This window comes from Acidovorax sp. NB1 (assembly GCF_005405905.1).
Taxonomy (GTDB): domain Bacteria; phylum Pseudomonadota; class Gammaproteobacteria; order Burkholderiales; family Burkholderiaceae_C; genus Acidovorax.
In genome coordinates this window covers 195723-213462 of record NZ_BJHU01000025.1, presented here as the reverse complement: position 1 = coordinate 213462, position 17740 = coordinate 195723, and the positions used below count along the sequence as shown (strand labels likewise).

The 17740-nt window shown below is 67.7% G+C and carries 23 protein-coding genes; 13 read left to right on the top strand and 10 right to left on the bottom strand.

Annotated elements, in window-relative coordinates; genetic code table 11:
- Positions 1-15: 15 nt before the first annotated feature.
- From AvAM_RS12220 to AvAM_RS12210, 3 genes are all read left to right on the top strand, one after another.
- Positions 16-1164, top strand: a complete 1149-nt coding sequence (locus tag AvAM_RS12220; RefSeq protein WP_375708154.1) for an MFS transporter — start codon at positions 16-18, stop codon at positions 1162-1164.
- 58 nt (positions 1165-1222) lie between these two features.
- Positions 1223-1501, top strand: coding sequence for a hypothetical protein (locus AvAM_RS12215; protein WP_137747308.1), 279 nt, complete (start codon positions 1223-1225; stop codon positions 1499-1501).
- A gap of 237 nt (positions 1502-1738) precedes the next feature.
- Entirely contained in the window at positions 1739-2005 is a 267-nt protein-coding gene (locus tag AvAM_RS12210; protein ID WP_137747307.1) for a hypothetical protein, read from the top strand.
- A gap of 110 nt (positions 2006-2115) precedes the next feature.
- Here AvAM_RS12210 and AvAM_RS12205 read toward each other — a convergent pair whose 3' ends face one another.
- On the bottom strand, positions 2116-3039 hold the full coding sequence (locus tag AvAM_RS12205; protein ID WP_137747306.1) for a DMT family transporter: 924 nt from the start codon (positions 3037-3039) through the stop codon (positions 2116-2118).
- 171 nt (positions 3040-3210) lie between these two features.
- Here AvAM_RS12205 and minC point away from each other — a divergent pair, with 171 nt between their 5' ends.
- From minC to AvAM_RS12185, 4 genes are read left to right on the top strand one after another with little or no spacing between them, the layout of a single operon-like run.
- Positions 3211-3981, top strand: coding sequence for a septum site-determining protein MinC (gene minC / locus AvAM_RS12200; protein WP_137747305.1), 771 nt, complete (start codon positions 3211-3213; stop codon positions 3979-3981).
- Positions 3982-4027: 46 nt separating this feature from the next.
- Entirely contained in the window at positions 4028-4846 is an 819-nt protein-coding gene (gene minD, locus AvAM_RS12195) for a septum site-determining protein MinD (protein WP_137747304.1), read from the top strand.
- Positions 4847-4849: 3 nt separating this feature from the next.
- Positions 4850-5116 (top strand): cell division topological specificity factor MinE, encoded by a 267-nt coding sequence (gene minE / locus AvAM_RS12190; protein ID WP_056163087.1) that lies wholly within the window; start codon positions 4850-4852, stop codon positions 5114-5116.
- Positions 5117-5153: 37 nt separating this feature from the next.
- On the top strand, positions 5154-5546 hold the full coding sequence (locus AvAM_RS12185; RefSeq protein WP_137747303.1) for a VOC family protein: 393 nt from the start codon (positions 5154-5156) through the stop codon (positions 5544-5546).
- A gap of 22 nt (positions 5547-5568) precedes the next feature.
- Here the strand turns inward: AvAM_RS12185 and AvAM_RS12180 are convergent, their stop codons facing one another.
- Both AvAM_RS12180 and AvAM_RS12175 read right to left on the bottom strand, forming a co-directional pair.
- Complete coding sequence (locus tag AvAM_RS12180) at positions 5569-6159, bottom strand: MOSC domain-containing protein (protein WP_137747302.1); 591 nt, start codon at positions 6157-6159, stop codon at positions 5569-5571.
- The gene (locus tag AvAM_RS12175; RefSeq protein ID WP_137747301.1) at positions 6156-6677 is read right to left on the bottom strand and encodes a flavin reductase family protein; all 522 of its coding nucleotides are present in this window, start codon (positions 6675-6677) and stop codon (positions 6156-6158) included. Before AvAM_RS12175 ends, AvAM_RS12180 begins: the two co-directional genes overlap by 4 nt.
- A gap of 105 nt (positions 6678-6782) precedes the next feature.
- Between AvAM_RS12175 and AvAM_RS12170 the strand changes: the two genes are divergently transcribed.
- Both AvAM_RS12170 and AvAM_RS12165 read left to right on the top strand, forming a co-directional pair.
- Positions 6783-7571 carry an alpha/beta fold hydrolase gene (locus tag AvAM_RS12170; protein ID WP_137747300.1) on the top strand — a complete coding sequence of 263 codons (789 nt, stop codon included), beginning with the start codon at positions 6783-6785 and terminating at the stop codon, positions 7569-7571.
- 74 nt (positions 7572-7645) lie between these two features.
- Positions 7646-8404 carry a YdcF family protein gene (locus AvAM_RS12165; RefSeq protein ID WP_137747299.1) on the top strand — a complete coding sequence of 253 codons (759 nt, stop codon included), beginning with the start codon at positions 7646-7648 and terminating at the stop codon, positions 8402-8404.
- A 20-nt stretch (positions 8405-8424) separates the two neighbouring features.
- Here AvAM_RS12165 and AvAM_RS12160 read toward each other — a convergent pair whose 3' ends face one another.
- Entirely contained in the window at positions 8425-9003 is a 579-nt protein-coding gene (locus AvAM_RS12160) for an NAD(P)H-dependent oxidoreductase (protein WP_137747298.1), read from the bottom strand.
- Positions 9000-9650 carry a TetR/AcrR family transcriptional regulator gene (locus AvAM_RS12155; protein WP_249368092.1) on the bottom strand — a complete coding sequence of 217 codons (651 nt, stop codon included), beginning with the start codon at positions 9648-9650 and terminating at the stop codon, positions 9000-9002. Before AvAM_RS12155 ends, AvAM_RS12160 begins: the two co-directional genes overlap by 4 nt.
- Before the next feature lie 92 nt (positions 9651-9742).
- Between AvAM_RS12155 and AvAM_RS12150 the strand changes: the two genes are divergently transcribed.
- Entirely contained in the window at positions 9743-10429 is a 687-nt protein-coding gene (locus AvAM_RS12150) for a hypothetical protein (protein WP_137747297.1), read from the top strand.
- 55 nt (positions 10430-10484) lie between these two features.
- Here AvAM_RS12150 and AvAM_RS12145 read toward each other — a convergent pair whose 3' ends face one another.
- Positions 10485-11822 (bottom strand): D-amino acid dehydrogenase, encoded by a 1338-nt coding sequence (locus tag AvAM_RS12145; protein ID WP_137747296.1) that lies wholly within the window; start codon positions 11820-11822, stop codon positions 10485-10487.
- A gap of 119 nt (positions 11823-11941) precedes the next feature.
- On the opposite strand from AvAM_RS12145, the gene AvAM_RS12140 reads away from it, so the two are divergent.
- Both AvAM_RS12140 and AvAM_RS12135 read left to right on the top strand, forming a co-directional pair.
- Positions 11942-12853, top strand: coding sequence for a LysR family transcriptional regulator ArgP (locus AvAM_RS12140; RefSeq protein ID WP_063462142.1), 912 nt, complete (start codon positions 11942-11944; stop codon positions 12851-12853).
- A 129-nt stretch (positions 12854-12982) separates the two neighbouring features.
- Positions 12983-13597, top strand: a complete 615-nt coding sequence (locus AvAM_RS12135) for a TetR/AcrR family transcriptional regulator (protein WP_063462141.1) — start codon at positions 12983-12985, stop codon at positions 13595-13597.
- Between the two features lie 88 nt (positions 13598-13685).
- Here the strand turns inward: AvAM_RS12135 and AvAM_RS12130 are convergent, their stop codons facing one another.
- The 4 genes from AvAM_RS12130 to AvAM_RS12115 form a co-directional block, all read right to left on the bottom strand.
- On the bottom strand, positions 13686-14624 hold the full coding sequence (locus AvAM_RS12130) for a fasciclin domain-containing protein (RefSeq protein WP_063462140.1): 939 nt from the start codon (positions 14622-14624) through the stop codon (positions 13686-13688).
- A 178-nt stretch (positions 14625-14802) separates the two neighbouring features.
- Complete coding sequence (locus tag AvAM_RS12125) at positions 14803-15225, bottom strand: universal stress protein (protein ID WP_063462139.1); 423 nt, start codon at positions 15223-15225, stop codon at positions 14803-14805.
- Positions 15226-15339: 114 nt separating this feature from the next.
- The gene (locus AvAM_RS12120; RefSeq protein ID WP_137747295.1) at positions 15340-16185 is read right to left on the bottom strand and encodes a metallophosphoesterase; all 846 of its coding nucleotides are present in this window, start codon (positions 16183-16185) and stop codon (positions 15340-15342) included.
- A 12-nt stretch (positions 16186-16197) separates the two neighbouring features.
- Positions 16198-17166 carry a LysR family transcriptional regulator gene (locus tag AvAM_RS12115; RefSeq protein ID WP_137747294.1) on the bottom strand — a complete coding sequence of 323 codons (969 nt, stop codon included), beginning with the start codon at positions 17164-17166 and terminating at the stop codon, positions 16198-16200.
- A 125-nt stretch (positions 17167-17291) separates the two neighbouring features.
- On the opposite strand from AvAM_RS12115, the gene AvAM_RS12110 reads away from it, so the two are divergent.
- Positions 17292-17732, top strand: a complete 441-nt coding sequence (locus AvAM_RS12110; RefSeq protein WP_137747293.1) for a hypothetical protein — start codon at positions 17292-17294, stop codon at positions 17730-17732.
- Positions 17733-17740 lie beyond the last annotated feature (8 nt).

The following is a 17740-nucleotide window of genomic DNA, read 5'->3' as shown; positions in this document are numbered from 1 at the left end:
TTGCCGCCGCGCACCATGCGGGCCATGCCACAGCCCTCAGCCAACACCTCAGCCTCAGACCACCACTCACGCCGTGCTGCCCTGGCGCTGGGCCTGGCACTCCCCGGCGACACGGTGCTCTACCTGCTGCTGCCCATGTTTGCCCCGGCGTTTGGCGTCACCCTGTTCGAGGCGGGCCTCCTGCTCGCGGCCAACCGCCTGGTGCGCATCGCGGGCTACGGGGCGGTGGCGCGGTTCTATGCCCGCCATGGCGAGCGGCTCACCTGCTCGCTGGCGGTGCTGGTGGCCGCCGGGTGCGCGCTGGGGTATGCCACCCTCAGCGGGTTCATCGCCCTGTTGGGCCTGCGGCTGTTGTGGGGCCTGGCCTTTGCGGCGCTCAACCTCGCCACCCAGGCGCTGGCCACGGCCGAGCCCATGGGCGCTGCGCGCCGCGCCGGGCAGTCGCGCGCGTTTGCCGCGCTGGGGCCCATGCTGGCCCTGCCTGCGGGGGGAGTCTGTGCGCTGTGGTTGGGGCCCCGGGCCATCTTCTGGGTGTTTGCGGTCGTCGCGGTGTGCGCGCTGCTGGCCACGCGGCACCTGCCCGCCCAGCCACATGCCTTACCGCCGCCACCGCCCAAGCGTTGGGGCAGGCTGCCGGGCCGCCTGGACCGTTTTTCGTTTGTCGAGGGGCTGGTGCTGGACGGCCTGTTCATCATCGGCCTGTCTTACCTGGGGCGCGATGTGCTGCCGGGCCATCCGGTGGTCGTGGCGGGGCTGTTGCTGTCGGTGCGCTACCTCGCCGAGATCGTGCTGAGCGCGGTGGGCGGCGACCTGGCCGAGCGCTACGGGGCCGAAGTGCTGCTGGTGGGTTTTGCGGTGCTCACGTCGGTGGCGCTGGTGGGCTTTGGCCTGGGGTGGCTGTGGAGCAGCGCGCTTGCCATCGTGGTCTTGCGGGCCCTGCTGCTGCCACTGCTGCCGCCCCTGGTCGCGCGCCGCACACCGGGGCCGGGGCGCATCCAGGCGCTGGCCACGCGCTCGGTGTGGCGCGACCTGGGCGCCGGTGCGGGCCCGGTGCTGGCGGGCGTGCTGCTGCCACTGGCACCGTCGGCCTGGGTCTATGGCGGGGCGGCGCTGCTGCTGTCGGCCACGGCCATCGCCTGCTGGGCACCGCGCCGCGATGGATAACGCACGCCCTGGCCATTCCCCCGTTTCACCTGCCTTCCCATCCTTTCGGAGAACTCCCTTGAACATCCACACCACCCTGATCCGCTGTGCCGGTGGCACGGTAGACCTGCCCGCGCGGCCCATGAACCACCGCAGCGATGGCGGGCATGTGCTGGTTCACCCGCCGCGCCCCGTCTGGGAACGCAGCGAGCTGAAGCCCCAAGAGCTGGCGCATTGGTCCTGCCTGGTGGCCGCCACGGGCCGGGCCATGCTCGACACCCTGCCGCAGCTCGCGGGAGGCTGCCTGAACTACTGGGAGGCGGGCAACAACGCGCTGAACCCGCTGGCCCATCCCTAGAGCCTGTTCAAAGTCTTTTTTGGAGATCGCATTGGAGTGCAATCGGGAGGAGTGGATGCTTCGGACGCGCCGCATGGGCTCATGCCCATGCAAGCAGCCGGGGCGTCCAATCGCCCGATTTCACTCCAACCCTTCGGGCAAGTGCCTTGTCGGGCGGTCTGCGGCGTTGCGGCGCTTGTGGATAGCCGGGCTATCCACTGCGCACCGCGCCTTGCATCCCATCCCGACAAGGTACTTGTGCGACTCCAAAAAGACTTTGAACAGGCTCTGAGGCCCAAAACCCCCGCGCTGCACCGCAAGATGCACCTGCATGTGTTCGGCCGAAGCCCCCGGGCCACCCACCCGGACTGGCTGTGGGGCGAGCCGCCCAGGTTTCCTGCATTTGCGCAGTCCGAGGCCTGGACCCGGCAGTTCACGCGGCTGGAGGACGGTGAAGGTGCGGCGCTGGGTGCGCGCATTCAGGAGTTGCTGGGCACGCGGTACGCGCTGGGTTTGCTGGGCTGATGGCGTGCGCCGCCGGGCTGCGCAGCATTTTGCTATCAAATAAATAGCTTAAAACGCATGCTGATAAGGCGGTAAGTGCCTTTTTAATGCCGATATTCTTTGCGCGGTGGTCACACCGCCGCAGGCCGCCGGTTCACCAGCACAATGCCCGCCGCCACCAGCACCAGCGCCGCCACCAGCCCCGGCGTGACCGGTTCGCCCAGCCCCAGCGCCCCAAACAGCAGCGCGAACACGGGCGTGAGGAATACAAACACCGAAATCTTGGTGGCCGGGTAGTGCGCCAGCATCCACATCCAGGCCAGGTAGCTCACAAACGCACCCACCAGCGCCTGCACCAGCAGCGAGCCCCAGGCAAACGCGCTGAACTGCCAGACCCAGGCCTCGCCCAGGCCCAGCGACAGCACCGGCAACACCGCCGTGCTCACCGCCACTTGATAGAAAAGTTGCTTGGCAGGCGCCACGCGCGCCAGCGGGGTGGTGCGGATGACCACCGTGGTCAGCGCCCACATCAGCCCGGCCGCCAGCCCCAGCAGGTCGCCCAGCCAGGCCTGGGGCAGGGCGGCATTGGCGGGGCCCAGCAGCCCGTCGCCCAGTGCCAGCCCCACGCCCACAAAGGCCGCAGCCAGGCCCAGCCACTGCCAGCCCTGCAGGCGCTCGCCAGGGATAAAGCGCGGCAGCAGCAGCGCCACCCAGAAAGGCGATGCATACAGGAAGACGGTCAGCCGCGAGGCACTGGTGTACTGCAGGCCCAGGTAGATGCACGCAAACTCGCCCGCAAACAGCGCCCCCGCCAGCAGCCCGGCGCGTGCCGCCCCGGCGGGCTCGCCCGCTGCCGACAGCCGCACGCCCCGCCACAGGCACCAAGCGGCCACCGCCACCGTGGCCAGCGCAAAGCGCACAAAGGCCTGGAACACCGGCGCCACCTCGACCACCGTGGCCTTGACCAGCACCTGCTGAAAGCCCCAGAACATGCAGCAGGCAAGCAGCAGGGTAATGGCGAGGGCGTCGATGTGTGTTTTGCGGGTGGAAGGCATCGCGGCATTATCAAAGGGGCGCTGCGCGCGGGCGGTCGCCGGTGTGGCAGGACCGGGGCGTTGGCCCGCCCCGGGGCCCCTGGCCCTGCTGGAACAGGCGCTTACACGGGCCCACGGTACACTTTGCGCCTTCTGAAGCTGCTTCCCACGCTCCTTTCCACACCCGCATTCATGGCCCTTACGACGGCGGCCCAGGCCCGCACCAGCTTTGACCTCAAGAGCGCTTCGCTGCCCGTGGTGGCTGTGCTGCTCAAGACCACCGACGCCGCGCAGTTCGCGGCCGACCTGGCGGAACGTGTGGCCGACGCCCCGGGCTTCTTTGACAACGACCCGGTGCTGATCGACCTGGCCCCCGTGCGCGAGTCCGAAGACACCATTGACTTTGCCTCCATAGTGGCCGAACTGCGCCGCCACAGCACCCTGCCCGTGGCCGTGCGCGGTGGCAGCCCCGCCCAGATGGACGCTGCGCGTGCTGCAGGCCTGGCCGCCGCGCCCGATGCGCCCCCCGCGCGTGCCGAGGCACCCGCGCCAGTGCAGGAAGTGGTGCGCGAGGTGATCCGCGAGGTCGAGGTCGAAGTGGTGCGCGAAGTGCAGGTGCCCATGCCCGGCCCCGGCACGGTGGTGGTGGACAAGCCCTTGCGCTCCGGCCAGCAGGTGTATGCGCGCGGCGCCGACCTGGTGGTGATGGCGGTGGTGAGCTTTGGCGCAGAGGTGATTGCCGACGGCAACATCCACGTCTATGCCCCGCTGCGCGGCCGCGCGATTGCCGGTGCGCGGGGCAACACCGAAGCCCGCATCTTTTCGACCTGCCTGGAGCCCCAGCTGGTTTCCATCGCAGGCATCTACCGCACCACCGAGACCGAGCTGCCCGCCGAGGTGCGCGGCAAGCCCGCCCAGGTGCGGCTGGAGGGCGAGAAGCTCCTCATCGAGCCGCTGGCCTGATCCCTTCATTCCCCATTCGTATCAACCCACAGAGAATCAGCAACACATGGCCAAAATCGTCGTCGTGACCTCCGGCAAGGGTGGCGTGGGCAAGACCACCACCAGTGCCAGCTTTGCCACCGGCCTCGCCCTGCGCGGCCACAAGACCGCCGTGATCGACTTTGACGTCGGCCTGCGCAACCTGGACCTCATCATGGGCTGCGAACGCCGCGTGGTGTATGACCTGATCAACGTGATCCAGGGCGAGGCCAACCTGAACCAGGCCCTCATCAAGGACAAGCAGTGCGACAACCTGTTCGTGCTGGCCGCCAGCCAGACGCGGGACAAGGATGCATTGACGCAGGACGGCGTGGAGAAGATCCTCAAGGATCTGGCCGAGATGGGTTTCGAGTACATCGTGTGCGACTCGCCCGCAGGCATCGAAAGCGGCGCCCTCATGGCGATGCACTTTGCCGACGAGGCGCTGCTGGTGACCAACCCCGAGGTGTCCAGCGTGCGCGACTCCGACCGCATTTTGGGCATGCTGGGCAGCAAGACCAAGCGTGCGATTGAAGGCGGGGAGCCGATCAAGGAACACCTGCTCATCACGCGCTACAACCCGAGCCGCGTGGAAGACGGCCAGATGCTGAGCCTGGAGGACATCCAGGACATCCTGCGCATCAAGCTCATCGGCGTGATTCCGGAATCGGAAGTGGTGCTGCAGTCGTCCAACCAGGGCACGCCCGCGATCCATTCGCAGGGCAGCGATGTGTCCGAGGCGTACAAGGATGTGATCGACCGCTTCCTGGGCGCCACCGACAAGCCGCTGCGCTTCATCGAGGCGGAAAAGCCCAGCTTCTTCAAACGCCTGTTCGGGAGCAAATAAGCCATGGCTTCTTTCCTCTCCTTCCTGCTCGGCGAAAAGAAAAAGACGGCCAGTGTGGCCAAGGAGCGCCTGCAGATCATCCTGGCGCACGAACGCAACGGCCGCAATGCCTCCGAGCCCGACTACCTGCCCGCGCTGCAGCGCGAGTTGGTGGCCGTGATCTCGAAATACGTGAAGATCAACCCCGAAGACCTCAAGGTGCACCTGGAGCGCCAGGACAACCTGGAAGTGCTCGAAGTCAAGATCGAGCTGCCCGACACGGTGCGTTGAAGCGCGGCGCGTGACGCGCCGTGCGAAAGGCCCTGCCATGCTGTCCCATGTGTTCATCGGCGTGAACGACTTTGACCGGTCGATGGCGTTTTACAGCCCCGTGCTGGAGCGCCTCGGGCTGGCGCTGCGTTTTACCGAGCCTGCCCGTCCCTGGGCCGGGTGGCAGATACCCGGGGTGGCCCGCCCGCTGTTCCTCATCGGTCGGCCCTTTGACGGCCAGCCCGCCGCGCCGGGCAACGGCGCCATGAACGCTCTGCTGGCTGCCGATCGCGCCACGGTGGATGCAGTGCATGCGCTGGCCCTGCAGCACGGAGGCCGTTGCGAAGGCCCGCCGGGCCTGCGGCCCGAGTACCACGCGAACTACTACGGGGCGTATTTCCGCGACCCGGAGGGCAACAAGCTCTGCGTCTGCTGCCACGGCGACGCCTGAGCCTGCCCGGCAGCTGTTGGCGTCAGCGCGCGTGTTTGGCGAACTTGCCCGCAAACGCCTGGGCGATGCTCAGCCCGCGCTGTCCGGGCACCACGGTCCCAGTCTGTCCGGTGGCAAGGGAGCCGGGCCGGTCCACAGCCAGGTAGTAGCCGCAGCAGCCCGCCACCGCCATCGCGCGGCCTGCCTGCGCAAACCCCATCACGGCGGTGAACTTGAAGCAGGGCTCGCGCGGCGCGGTGACGCGCAGCACGCAGTCGGGGAAATGCCACTCGTCGCCCACAAACACCTCGTGCTCCAGCGGGCCGTCGATGGTGAGGTTCTCGCCCAGAAAACCCGGCGGCAGTGCTTCGTCGAACAGGCTCATGCCCCGCTCGCGGCGCTGCACCTGCCAGAACGCATAGTGCGCGGCCGGGTAGGCGTACACCGCCTTGGCCAGGCCGCCATGCACGCTCAGGTCGGCCTGCTCGTCCCCTGCCAGGCCCAGCGGGCCCACGACCACAGGGCCGGTCACGGGCGCCTTGCCGATGGCGCTGAGAATGGAGCGATCGCCCATCTTCAGGCGCCGGGCCGCGCCGATGTTCACGTGGCGCACCACCACGGTGGCGGCGGTCACAGCGGGTGCTCGGTGTAGAACTTGCCGCCGTGGTAGAGCAGGGGCGATGCGCCCTCGCGGTGCTCACAGCGTTCGACCTCACCCACAAAGATGGTGTGGTCACCCTCCTTGTACTGGCTGCGGTTGAAGCACTCGAAGGTGGCAGCGGCACCGGCCAGCAGCGGGGCGCCGCTGATGCCGGGGCGGTGCTCCAGACCGGCCCAGCGGTCGATGCCGCGTGTGGCAAACCGCTCGGCCAGCGTTCTTTGGTCTGCGGCCAGCACATGGATGGCGTAGTGCGAGCCATCGGCAAAGGCGGGCATGGAGCTGGCGCCATGCGACAGGCTCCACAGCACCAGCGGGGGCTCCAGCGACACCGAGTTGAACGAGCTGGCCGTGAGCCCCACCAGCTCACCCGCCGCGTTGCGGGCGGTGACGATGGTCACGCCCGTGGCGAACATGCCCAGCGCATTGCGGAACTCGCGCGTGGAAAAGCTCGGAGGCAGGGCGAGGACGGGGCGGGGGGGCGAGGGGTTCACGAAGGGCGGCGCCCGCAGGGGCAGCAATGGGGGCAATGGAAGGGAGCAACTATTATCAGGCGGCTCCCACCACCGCGCTGTTGCGGGGTTTACTGGTTCCACCGCATGGCCGTCCTTCCTACCTTCACCACCCTGGGCTCGGGCCCCACCGTGCTCATGCTGCACGACGCCGACGGCGACCACCTCACGTTTGCCCCGCAGGTGGAGACCCTGGCCACCGCCGGTTACCGCGCCGTGGCCTGGGACATGCCCGGCTATGGCCGCAGCGCCCCGGTGGAGCCCTACACCTTCAAGGCGCTGGCGCAGAGCTGCCTGGCCTTGATCGACGCGCTGCAGGGTGGCCCCGTGGCGCTGGTGGGCCATGGAATGGGTGCCATGGTGGCGCTGGAGGCGGCCGTGCGCGACCCCTCCAAGGTGCGCCGCCTGGTGCTGTGCGCGGGCGGGCCTGCGCTGGATGCGCAGGCGGTGGATGACTGGGTGGCGCCCCGTCTGCGCGCCCTGGAGGCGCTGGACGCCGGCGGCAGCATGGAGCAGCTGGCGCAGACGCTGGTGCCCCAGTTCATCGGCACCGGTGCGCTGCCCGAAGGCGTGCGGCTGGCCAGCCACGCGCTGGCCCAGGTCTACCCGGGGGCCTACCGGCGCGCGCTGGCGGCCCTGCCCACGTTCGACCGGGGCGCGGCCGCCCTGGCGCAGCTGACCATGCCCGCCCTGCTGGTCGGTGGCGACCTGGACCGCTGCACGCCGCCGGTGGCCCTGGAAGCGCTGGCCCAGGTGCTTCCCGATGCGGCAACTTTGCAGCTGCCCCATGTCGGGCACTGGCCGCAGCTGGAGGACCCCGAGGGGTTTGACGCCGCGCTGCTGGACTTTCTGGCCCGGCGTCGCTGGCTGCATTGACCGGCGGGTAGCTGCCGCCCGGGCCGGGGCGGCCGCTGTGTGCTGGCATGATCGCCGCCTCGGATGTGACCCCTATGCTGTTTGCCCTCAAGAAAATCCTGTCCGCGCTGCTGATGCCGCCGGTGTCCAGCATCCTGCTCGCGTTTGTGGGCCTGTGGCTGGCACGCTTTCACCGCCGCACGGGCCTGGCCGTGGTGGTGCTGTCGCTGCTGTCTGTGCTGGCCCTGTCGTGGCCGCCCGTCGCCGATGCGCTGGTGCGCAGCCTGGAGCGTCACCCTGCCGTCGCGCCCCAGCAGCTGCCCCAGGCGAAAGTCCAGGCCATTGTGGTGCTGGGGGGCGGGGCCGATACGGTGGCCCCCGAGTACGGTGTGGACGTGCTCAGCCGGGGCGCCCGCGAGCGCGTGCGCTACGCCGTGTACCTGCAGCAGCAGACGGGGCTGCCCATCCTGGCCACGGGGGGCTCCACCGGCGGCATGCGCGCCGAGGCGCTGGTGATGAAGGACGTGGTGGAGCGCGAGTTCAAGGGCAAGGTGCGGTGGACCGAGGTGGAATCGCTCGACACCCGCAACAACGCCGAAAAATCAGCGCTCCAGCTCAAGGCCGCAGGCATCGAACGCATTGCGCTGGTCACCCATGCCTGGCACATGGTGCGCGCGACCCGGGATTTCGAGCGTGCCGGGCTGCAGGTGCTGCCCGCACCCACGGGCTTCAAGGGCGGGCAGGCGCGCAAGCTGTACCGGCTGCTGCCCCGGGCCTCCGCGCTGGCCGACAGCAGCCTGGCGCTGCATGAATGGCTGGGCATCCTGGCCCAGCACTGGTCGCTGGATGCCTGACAGCGCCTGGCGAACAGGCTTTAGGCCGCTGCCGTCAGGGCGTTGAGAAAACCGCTGGCGGCGGCTACCGCCTGTGCATCGGACTGCACGGCCCCCGGTGGCCCGCCCTTGCCCCACAGGGCGCCGCCCCAGGTCATCGACAGAAACTGCGCGCACAGCGCCACCGAATCGATCATGGGCTGCGCCTTGGTGCGGTCGCCGCTGGTGGTGATGAGTGCCAGCGTCTTGGCGCCCATGGGCTCCTTGAAGGCCAGGCCCGGCACACGCATCCAGGCGCTCCAGTGGTCCAGGTAGGTCTTGAGGGGTGAGGGGATGCTGTACCAGTAGACCGGAGCGACAAACACAATGTGCGTGGCGGCCAGGGTGGCATCGAGCAGCGTTTTCATGTTGCCTTCGGGCGGCGCATAGGTGCCCGTGGTGTGGCGATGGTCCACAAAAGGCGGCAAGTCCATGCGCGCCAGGTGGTGCCAGGTCTGCGCGGTGCCCGCAGGCAGCGCGGCGGCGGCCTGGCGGGCCAGCCACTCGGTGTTGCCGGTGTGGCCCGGTTCGCGGGTGGAGGTGGTGAGGAAGAGGTAGTGGGGTGCGGTGGGCGTGGTCATGGCGCCATCGTAGCGCTGGCCTGCACGGGCCGCAGGTACGCCAGGCACAGCGCGACCAGTGCGTCCTCAAACTCTGCGCTGTCCAGCAGCGGCGACTGCTCCAGCGACGCGGCCCGCACGGCCCCCATGAAGGCGCGCGTGAGCACAAACAGTTGCGCCGCCGACGGCGTTTGCAGATGGTGCTCGTCGGCCATGCGCTGCAGGTGCAGGGCGATGCGTTCGCTGGTGCCCCGCACCGACACCAGCATGGTCGCGCGGTAGTCCTGCTTCCACGACAGGCGGGCCAAGGCCCGCAGCTCCTGCGGCCCGCCGCCAAACGCCTGCAGGTAGTGGCGCACATAGTGGCGCACCTGCTGCTCGGGGGGCCAGCCCTCGGCACGGGCCTGGGCCAGCAGCGCGTCCAGCGCCAGCATCACGCGGTCGCAGTGCTGGTCCAGCATGGCCACCAGGATGGCCTCCTTGCTGGGGAAGTACTGGTAGAGCGAGCCCACGGACACCCCCGCCAGCTCGGCAATCCGGTTGGTGGTCAGCGCGCCTTCGCCCTGCGTGGCCACGATGCGGGCTACGGCCTCAAAGATGGCATCCACGGTGACCTGGGAGCGTTCCTGCCGGGGCGTGCGGCGGGGGGATGGGGTGGTCTGGGGCATGGGCAAACCTGAGCGCAATGCGAGTAGGCGGCAAGGCCGGGGCGGCCTATTCTGCCGCCATCGACCATGCCCACTACCCGGAGAACCCCACCATGAACGAAACCAGCCAGCTCGCCCTGGGTGCCGCCACCATCGGCTTGGCGGGCACCTGGGTGTGGCGCCAGCGTCCGGCCCTGCGCACATTGCACCGAGTCAGTGCCATGGCGCTGGCCCTGTTCTTGGGGGCACATGTGCTGGGGCACCTGGCTGGTCTTGCAGGGGCTGCGGCACACCAGGCCGTGCTGGAGGCGCTGCGCAGCATCTACCGCCAACCGGTGGTCGAGGGGCTGCTGCTGGCCGGTGTGTTGTTCCAGGCGTGCAGTGGGCTCACGCTGCTGTGGCGTGGGTGGCGCAAGCGCAAGGGGGTTGTGGCGTGGGCACAGGCAATGTCGGGGGCGTACCTGTCGCTGTTCCTGCTGATCCATGTGGCGGCCGTGCTGGCAGCGCGCCAGCAAGGGGTGGACACCAACCTGCAGTTTGCGGCGGCGGGCATGCACAACCCGCCCTGGCAGTGGTTCTTCGGGCCGTATTACTTCCTGGCGGTGCTGGCGCTGTGCACCCATGTGGGCTGTGCGCTGTACTGGAACCTGCCCCCCAGGCAGCGCGCCCCGGTCTTGGCGGCGGCCCTGGTGGTGGGGGTGTTGCTGGCGGCCACGCTGGTGGTGATGTTGGCAGGGGGCTTCCGGGGCCTCGAAGTCCTGTTGACCACCGGGCCCGGCGTGGCGCAGGTGGCTGGCTGAGGTCGGCTTGCTACCGGTGTCACCCCAGACACCGGGGCGGCAGCGCGGATGTCGCTCAGGCCACCTTGGCCGTCAAGGTGCGGTTGCCTTGTTCCATGCCGCAGAACCCGAAGTTCATCGCAGGCACCTGCCCGCTGATCAGTTCGGCCAGCGCCTTGCCCGAACCCGCGCCGTGGGTCCAGCCCAGCGTGCCGTGGCCCGCATTCACCCACAGCTTGCCCACGCGCGTGCGGCCGATGAACGGGATGTTGGTAGGCGTGGCCGGGCGCAGGCCGGTCCAGTACTGCGGGTCGCCGCCTTCTTCGGGCGTGCGGGTGTCGCACACGCCGGGCAGGATGGCCTCGATGCGGCGCGAAAGCATGTGACAGCGTGCGCGGGCCAGCGAGCTGTCGAGCGTCAGGTCCCAGCCATTGAGTTCGATGGTGCCCGCCACGCGCAGGTGGTTGCCCAGGCGGCTCATGGCGATCTTCTTGCCGTCGTCGATGGTGGAGACCATGGGCGCGCCTTCGGGCCGCAGCAGCGGGAAGGTCGCGCTGTAGCCCTTGCCGGGGTAGATCGGCAGATCCACGCCCACGCTGCGCAGCAGCGGCGCGCTGTAGGAACCGCAGGCCACCACGACCGCATCGGCCTTCAATATGAAGTCTTTTTTGCCTCCACCGCCCGGCTGGCGTGCCATGACAGCTACAGAATCAATAGCATTGCCAATCTTGTTCAGGCGCAGCACGTCGTGGCCGTAGAGGAACTGTGCGCCCCGTGCGATGCAGCGGCGTGCCAGCTCTTGCGTGAAGACGCGCGCGTCGCCGCTTTCGTCGGTGCTGGTGTAGGTGCCGCCGGTGATCTTGTCGCCATAGGCCCTGAAGGCGGGCTCGATCTGCAGCAGCTCGTCGCGGCTGACCAGGCGGCGCTGCACGCCGTGCTTGCGCATCAGCTCCACGGCATGGCCTGCGGCGTCAAACGATTTCTGGTCGGTGTAGAAGTGGGCGATGCCGCGTTCGAGCCGGTTGTATTCGATGCCGGTGGTGCCCACCAGGTCCTTCAGCGCCGCATGGCTGTAAGCACCCAGCGCCACGATCTGCTGCACATTGCGCTCGAACGCCGCGTCGTTGCATTGTGCGAGGAACTGCAGGCCCCAGCGCCATTGCTGCCAGTCCATCTGCGGGCGAAACAGCAGCGGCGCCTCTTTGTCGAACATCCACTTCAGCGCCTTCAGCGGCGCCTCGCGGTTGGCCCAGGGCTCGCAGTAGCTCACCGAGATCTGCGCCGCGTTGGCAAAACTGGTTTCGAGCGCCGCATCGGGCTGGCGGTCGATCACGATGACCTCATGGCCCCGCTCCAGCAGGTGCCACGCGGTGCTGATGCCGATGATGCCGGCGCCCAAAACAATGGTTTTCATGAGGGCGCAGTGTGCGCGACATTGCGTTCTACTAAAAGCAAAATTAAACTTACTCCAAAAACATCAGGGCGTCTAATGCAAATACCCCTGCTGCCGATGCCTTGCCGGAGACCAGAACCATGAGCACCTACGACCCCGCCGCCCTCGAATGCCTTGCTGCCATCGTTGAAGAGGGCGGTTTCGAGCGCGCAGCGCAGCGCCTCAATGTCACGCAGTCGGCCGTGTCGCAGCGTCTGCGCGCGCTCGAAGCGCAGGTGGGCTCGGTGCTCATCGTGCGCAGCCGGCCGCTGCGGCCCACATCGGCAGGGCAATTGCTGCTCAAGCACACCAAGCAGATGCGCCTGCTGCGCGCCGACCTGGAGCGCGACTTGCAGGAGCTGGCGCCCAGCGCCCCCGGCGGCACGCGCGAGGACGAGCGCATCTCGATCGCCATCAACGCCGACAGCATCGCCACCTGGGCCATGGGCGCGCTGCACGACCTGGTGCGCGAGCGCCTGCCGCTCGAAATCATCGTGGACGACCAGGACTTCACACAGGAATGGCTGCGCTCGGGCCAGGTGCTGGGCTGCGTGACCACGCTCAAGCAGGCACTGCGCGGCTGCAAGATGGTGCCGCTGGGGGCCATGCACTACGTGGCCGTGGCCTCGGCCAGCTATGCAGAGCAGCATCTACCGCATGGGCTCACGCCGCACAACTTCCGCGACGTGTCGTTCTTGTCGTTCAACCGCAAGGACGACATGGCGGCCGAGTTTGTGGCGCGCGCCTTCGGGCTCAAGCGTGTGGCGCTGAACCACCTGTTTGTGCCGGGTTCCGAGGCGCAGATGCGCGCCGTGGCGGCGGGCTGGGCGGTGGGTGTGGTGCCCGAGCTGCTTGCGCGTGGCCCGATTGCCGACGGCAGCATGGTGGACCTGGCGCCCGGCCGCTCCCTGCCCATCCAGCTGTACTGGCATTGCTGGAACCTGGAATCCGAGCTGCTCGATGCCCTGTCGGCCGCGCTGACCGGTGCCGCCGCCCAGTCGCTGGTGTCCTGAGCGCACCCCCGTGTGCACTCCTTGGGCGCACTGTAGAAGGCACGCTTTGTGCTGGTTAAAACGTGAACGACGTAGTTGCATTACAACTTAGTCATTTATTTTTTTACCGTAATGTATAAAATATAGGCCATGCAAACCCAGCCCCCCAAAGTCTCGTTCAAGGAGCAGATGCACCAGGCGCGCGAGGAGGCCATCCTCCAGTCGGCCTGCCGTCTGCTGGGCGAAAAGGCCTTTGACGCCATGACCATGGACGACGTCGCCAATGCCGTGGGCATTGCGAAGGCCAGCCTGTACAAGCACTTCTGCAGCAAGGAAGAGCTGTGCAGCGCCGCCATGGTGCAAATCCTGGGGCGCGTGCAGGCTTACTTGGCGGGCCTGCCCGCCGACATGCCGCCGCTGGACAAGCTGCGCTCGCTGGTGCGCTGGTCGCTGGAGCGCCTGCTGACCAACGAAATGCCGCTGCTGCCCAGCCGCAACTCCACGCTGCGCGCGGTGCTGATGGCCAACAAGGACTACCTCAACGGCCTGGTGGGCGTGAGCGACCAGATCGGCGAATGGATCACCGAAGCCCAGGCCCAGGGCGTGATCAGCCCCAGTCTGCCGCCCATCGTGGTGCTGTACACCCTGTATGCCCGCGCCTGCGACCCGGTGGTGAGTTTTCTCAAGGAAAGTGGCCAGTACTCGGACGCGGAGATTGTTGACCTGGTGGTGCGCACCTGTTTTGACGGATTGGCGGCCCGCTAGGAAGTCCCCCCGGTTTTTTCCTGGATCCGATCAAAAAGAAAGCCCGGCATGCCGGGCTTTCTTGCGTGGGGGCCGTCCTTTTCGGTAGTTACTTGGGCAGGATCACCTTGTCCACCACGTGGATCACGCCATTGCTGGTGAATACATCGGCGGCCGTGATGTTGCTGGTGCGCATGTTCTGGTCGGTGATCACGAGGCTGGTGCTCACGGTGAAGCTCTGGCCCTGTACTGTGGTGATGGCGGTGTTGGTAGGCACCTCGGCCTTGAGCACGCGCGCAGGCACCACGTGGTAGGTCAGCACCTTGGTCAGCAGCGCGGTGTTGGCCAGCAGGTCGGCCTTGCTCACCCCCAGCTCGGTCAGCAGGGCGGCAAAGGCGGCGTTGGTGGGGGCAAACACCGTGAACGGGCCGGTGCCCTGCAAGGTGCCCACCAGCCCTGCGGCCACCACGGCCTCGACCAGGATGCTGAAATCCGGCAGGGCCGAGGCCGTGGCCACGATGTCCTTGTCAGCGGGCAGCAGCACCTTGTCTACCAGATGCACCACGCCGTTGCTGGCCTGGATGTCGGTGCTGGTGATGGTGCTCACGCGGTTGCGGCCGTCGGTGATCTTGAGGCCGTTGTTCGATTCGATCTTGAAGAATCCGCCGGACACCGGCGTGATCGCCTTGCCCAGCGGCACATCGGCCCGCATCACCTTGCTGCCGAGTACGTGGTAGGTCAGCACGGCGGTCAGCAGCGGCTTGTTGGCCAGCAGCGCGTCCTTGGTCACGCCCAGCTCGGCCAGCAGCGCAGCAAAGGCGGCGTTGGTGGGGGCGAACACGGTGAGCGTGCCGGTGCTCAGGGTGTTGGCCAGCCCGGCAGCCGTGACGGCTTCGACCAGGATGCTCAGGTCGGGGGTGTTCTGCGCCAGCTCGACGATGTTGCGCTGGGGTTCGTCGTCGCTGCCCCCACAGGCTTGCAGCAGGGTGGTGCTCGCGCCCAGGGCGGCGGCCATCAGGACGGTGCGGCGGTTGAATGCGGTGTTCATGGGTCGCTCCTCTCGGTATCGATGGAAATGACACGCCAGGATGGGCGTGGCGCGAATGTATAACCAATTGGTATCAAAATAAACCAATTGGTCATTCAAAGACCATTCGGTAATGATGGGTGAAAAAAAAGCCCTGCAGAGGCAGGGCTTGGTGCGATGCGCACGAAGGCGCCGGGAGTTAGCGCACGATCAGCAACGGCACCTTGCTGTGGGCCAGCACCTGGGTGGTGACCGAGCCCATCACCAGGGTGGCAATCGCGCCGTGGCCGTGCGAGCCCATGACCAGCAGGTCGAACTTGCCGGTGTCGGCCACCTTGGCAATGGTTTCGCCCACGGTGCCCACCTTGACGCTGCGCTTGGCATCCACGCCATGGCGGCCCAGGAACTTGCACACGGGCGCGAGGATTTTTTCGGCTTCTTCGGCGTGGTAGGTGTCCACCACTTCCTTGCCCAGGGCCGCGCGGGCGCGGGCGGGCAGGGGGGCTTGCACGGTCAGCACGGTGTAGGTGTGGGTGCCGCCCAGCAGTTCTTCGTGGGTGGCCAGGTAGGCCAGCATTTTCTTGGTGTAGGCGCTGCCATCGACAGCAAGCAGGATGTTCATGGTGTTCTCCGAGAAGGGATAAGGCAGACTACTCTGCGCAGGTGCCTGTTGTCTTGACCTGGGTCATGCTTTTTTGTCCGGCGCGTGGCGAATTCACAAGAACCGCGCGTTTGATCATACGGTGACCGTCCAGCAGGGCCGGAAGGTGGCCTGCTCCCCCTTGCGGGCATAGCCCAGCGGGTTGGCCACCACGCGGCATTGCCATGCCGAACCATCGCCACGCTGGCCCTGGGCCAGGTAGTCGCTGGGCGCGTGCAGGTGGCCATGCAGCCACAGCTGCGCATGGGGCAGCAGGTGGTCCAGGGCGTTGCAGAAGCCGGCTGTGCCGGGCACGAGGCCATAGCGCGGGTCGGCACTTTTCAGGCTGGGCGCAAAGTGGGTGACGGCCACGGTGGGGCCGTCAAACGGCTGCTGCAGTGCCGCGGCCAGCCATTCCTGGCAGGCCATGGCCTGCTCGCGCAGGGGCTCGGCCAGGAAGGGCTCGCCATGCCGCGTGCCGCCGGTCTTGCGCAGGTAGAAGTTGGCGGCGCGGAAGGCCTTGTCGCGCAGCTTCAGGCGCCGACCCAGGTCGGTGCTGCCTTCGTGGTCGGCCAGGGCGTCGAAGTCGCTCCAGAGCGTGGTGCCCACGAAGCGGACGCCCCGCAGCACCCGGGTTTCGCGCTCCAGCCAGGTGATGCCCAGGCGGTCGCAGGTATGGCGCAGGCGCAGGTGGGCGGCGTCGAAGTCCTGCGCGTCGTATTCGTGGTTGCCGGGCACAAACAGCACCGGCGTGGGCCAACCTGCGTGTTGGGGCAGAGGCGAAAAGCGGGCCAGGCCAAAATCATCGTCGGCCAGCTGCGAGCCGCTCTGGTAGGAGCCCACGTCCCCCGCCAGCACCAGTACATCGGCACCGGGGGCAGGTTCAGGAACAAAGTGGGGATGGGCCTCCAGGTGGAGGTCGGACAGGAGCTGGATGTTCATGCAGCCCACAGTCTACGGGCTCTCCTGCTCCGGGAAGGTGCGCCGCGCAGAACGCGCTAGCGCGTGCAGCAGCCAGGTCATGGCCGCCTGCTGCGGGCCCCGGCGGCGCCACAACGCGTCCACATGCACCGGGGGCACATCCAGCGGCAGGGCCCTTTGCACCAGCTTGTCGGCAATGCCGGTCACGGGCACAAAGTGGCGCGGCAGCACGGTGAGCAGGTCCGAGCCCGACACCACCCGTCCCGCCGTGAAGAACTGGTTCACGGTGATCACCACCTTGCGCTCACGCCCCAGCGAGGCCAGGGCCTCGTCAATGAAACCAAAGGGGCGGCCCGAGAAGCTGACCAGCATGTGGCGCGCCTGGCAGTAGGCGTCCAGCGTGAGGGGGGCATCCGCCAGCGGATGGCCCTGGCGCATCACACACACGTATTCGCCGTCATAGAGACGGCGGCTTTCAAACGCCACCACGCCGCCCGATTGGGCACGGGCCGTGAGGTCGGCCAGCGCAGCAGGAAAGTAGCCCACGGCCATGTCGGCGGCTTCTTCGTCCAGCAGGCGGCGGGGGTCGCGCGTGGTCAGCGGCAGCACCCGGATGGCAATGCCGGGCGCTTCGCGCTCGATGATCTCGACCAGGGCAGGCACCAGCGTGGCGGCCGTGGCATCGGCCATGGCGAGCACAAAGGTGGATTCGGCGGTGGCCGGGTCGAACAGGCCCGGGGCCAGCGATTCCTGCAAGTGAGCCAGAGCCTCGCGCACGGGCGGCCACAGCGCCAGCGCCCGGGGGGTGGGCTCCACCCCCTGGCCGCTGCGCACCAGCAGCTCATCCCCCAGCACCTCGCGCAGGCGCCGCATGGCGTTGCTCACGGCGGGCTGGGTGATCGAGAGCTTGTTCGCCGCACGCGTGAGGCTGCGCTCCGCCATCACCTCGTCAAAAACGCGCAGCAGGTTCAGGTCCAGGGAGCGGAAGTTCAAGGGTGTCATGGCTGGTTATCACCATTATGAATATCCATGATTCAAAATATAAACTTGAACACGCAAAGGGTAAACCCTAATATCACCCCATCGCCCGGCAATCTCGCCACAAGCGTTAGAAAAGGGAAACCGAAATGACCGCCTTTGCACACGTTGAATACCCCACCGAACATCCCGGCGTTGTCCGCGCCGAAAACGCCGCCGCAGCCCTGAAGGGCGCTGCCGCCCGCTTTGATGGCGCCCGTGGCGCTGCCTCCCTCCTGCTGGCGGCCGTGGTGTCCGCCCTGCTGGTGGTGGCCAACCAGGTGATCGACACCTGGAGCGAAGGCCACCTGCTGGCCGCCTGGATGGTGCTGTGGCTGGTGGCGTTTGCCGCTCTGGCCCTGCTCACCGCCCCCGCACGCCGCGCTGGTGTGGCCCTGCGCAGTGGTGTCCAGACCTGGGCAGAAAGCCGCCGCCGCGCCGCCGAAGACGAGCGCACCTGGCAAGTCGCCATGAAGGACCCCCGCATCATGGCCGAACTGAACCACGCGATGGGCATCCCCACCGTGGAAGACATCCGCAAGTACTACTGACCACCGAA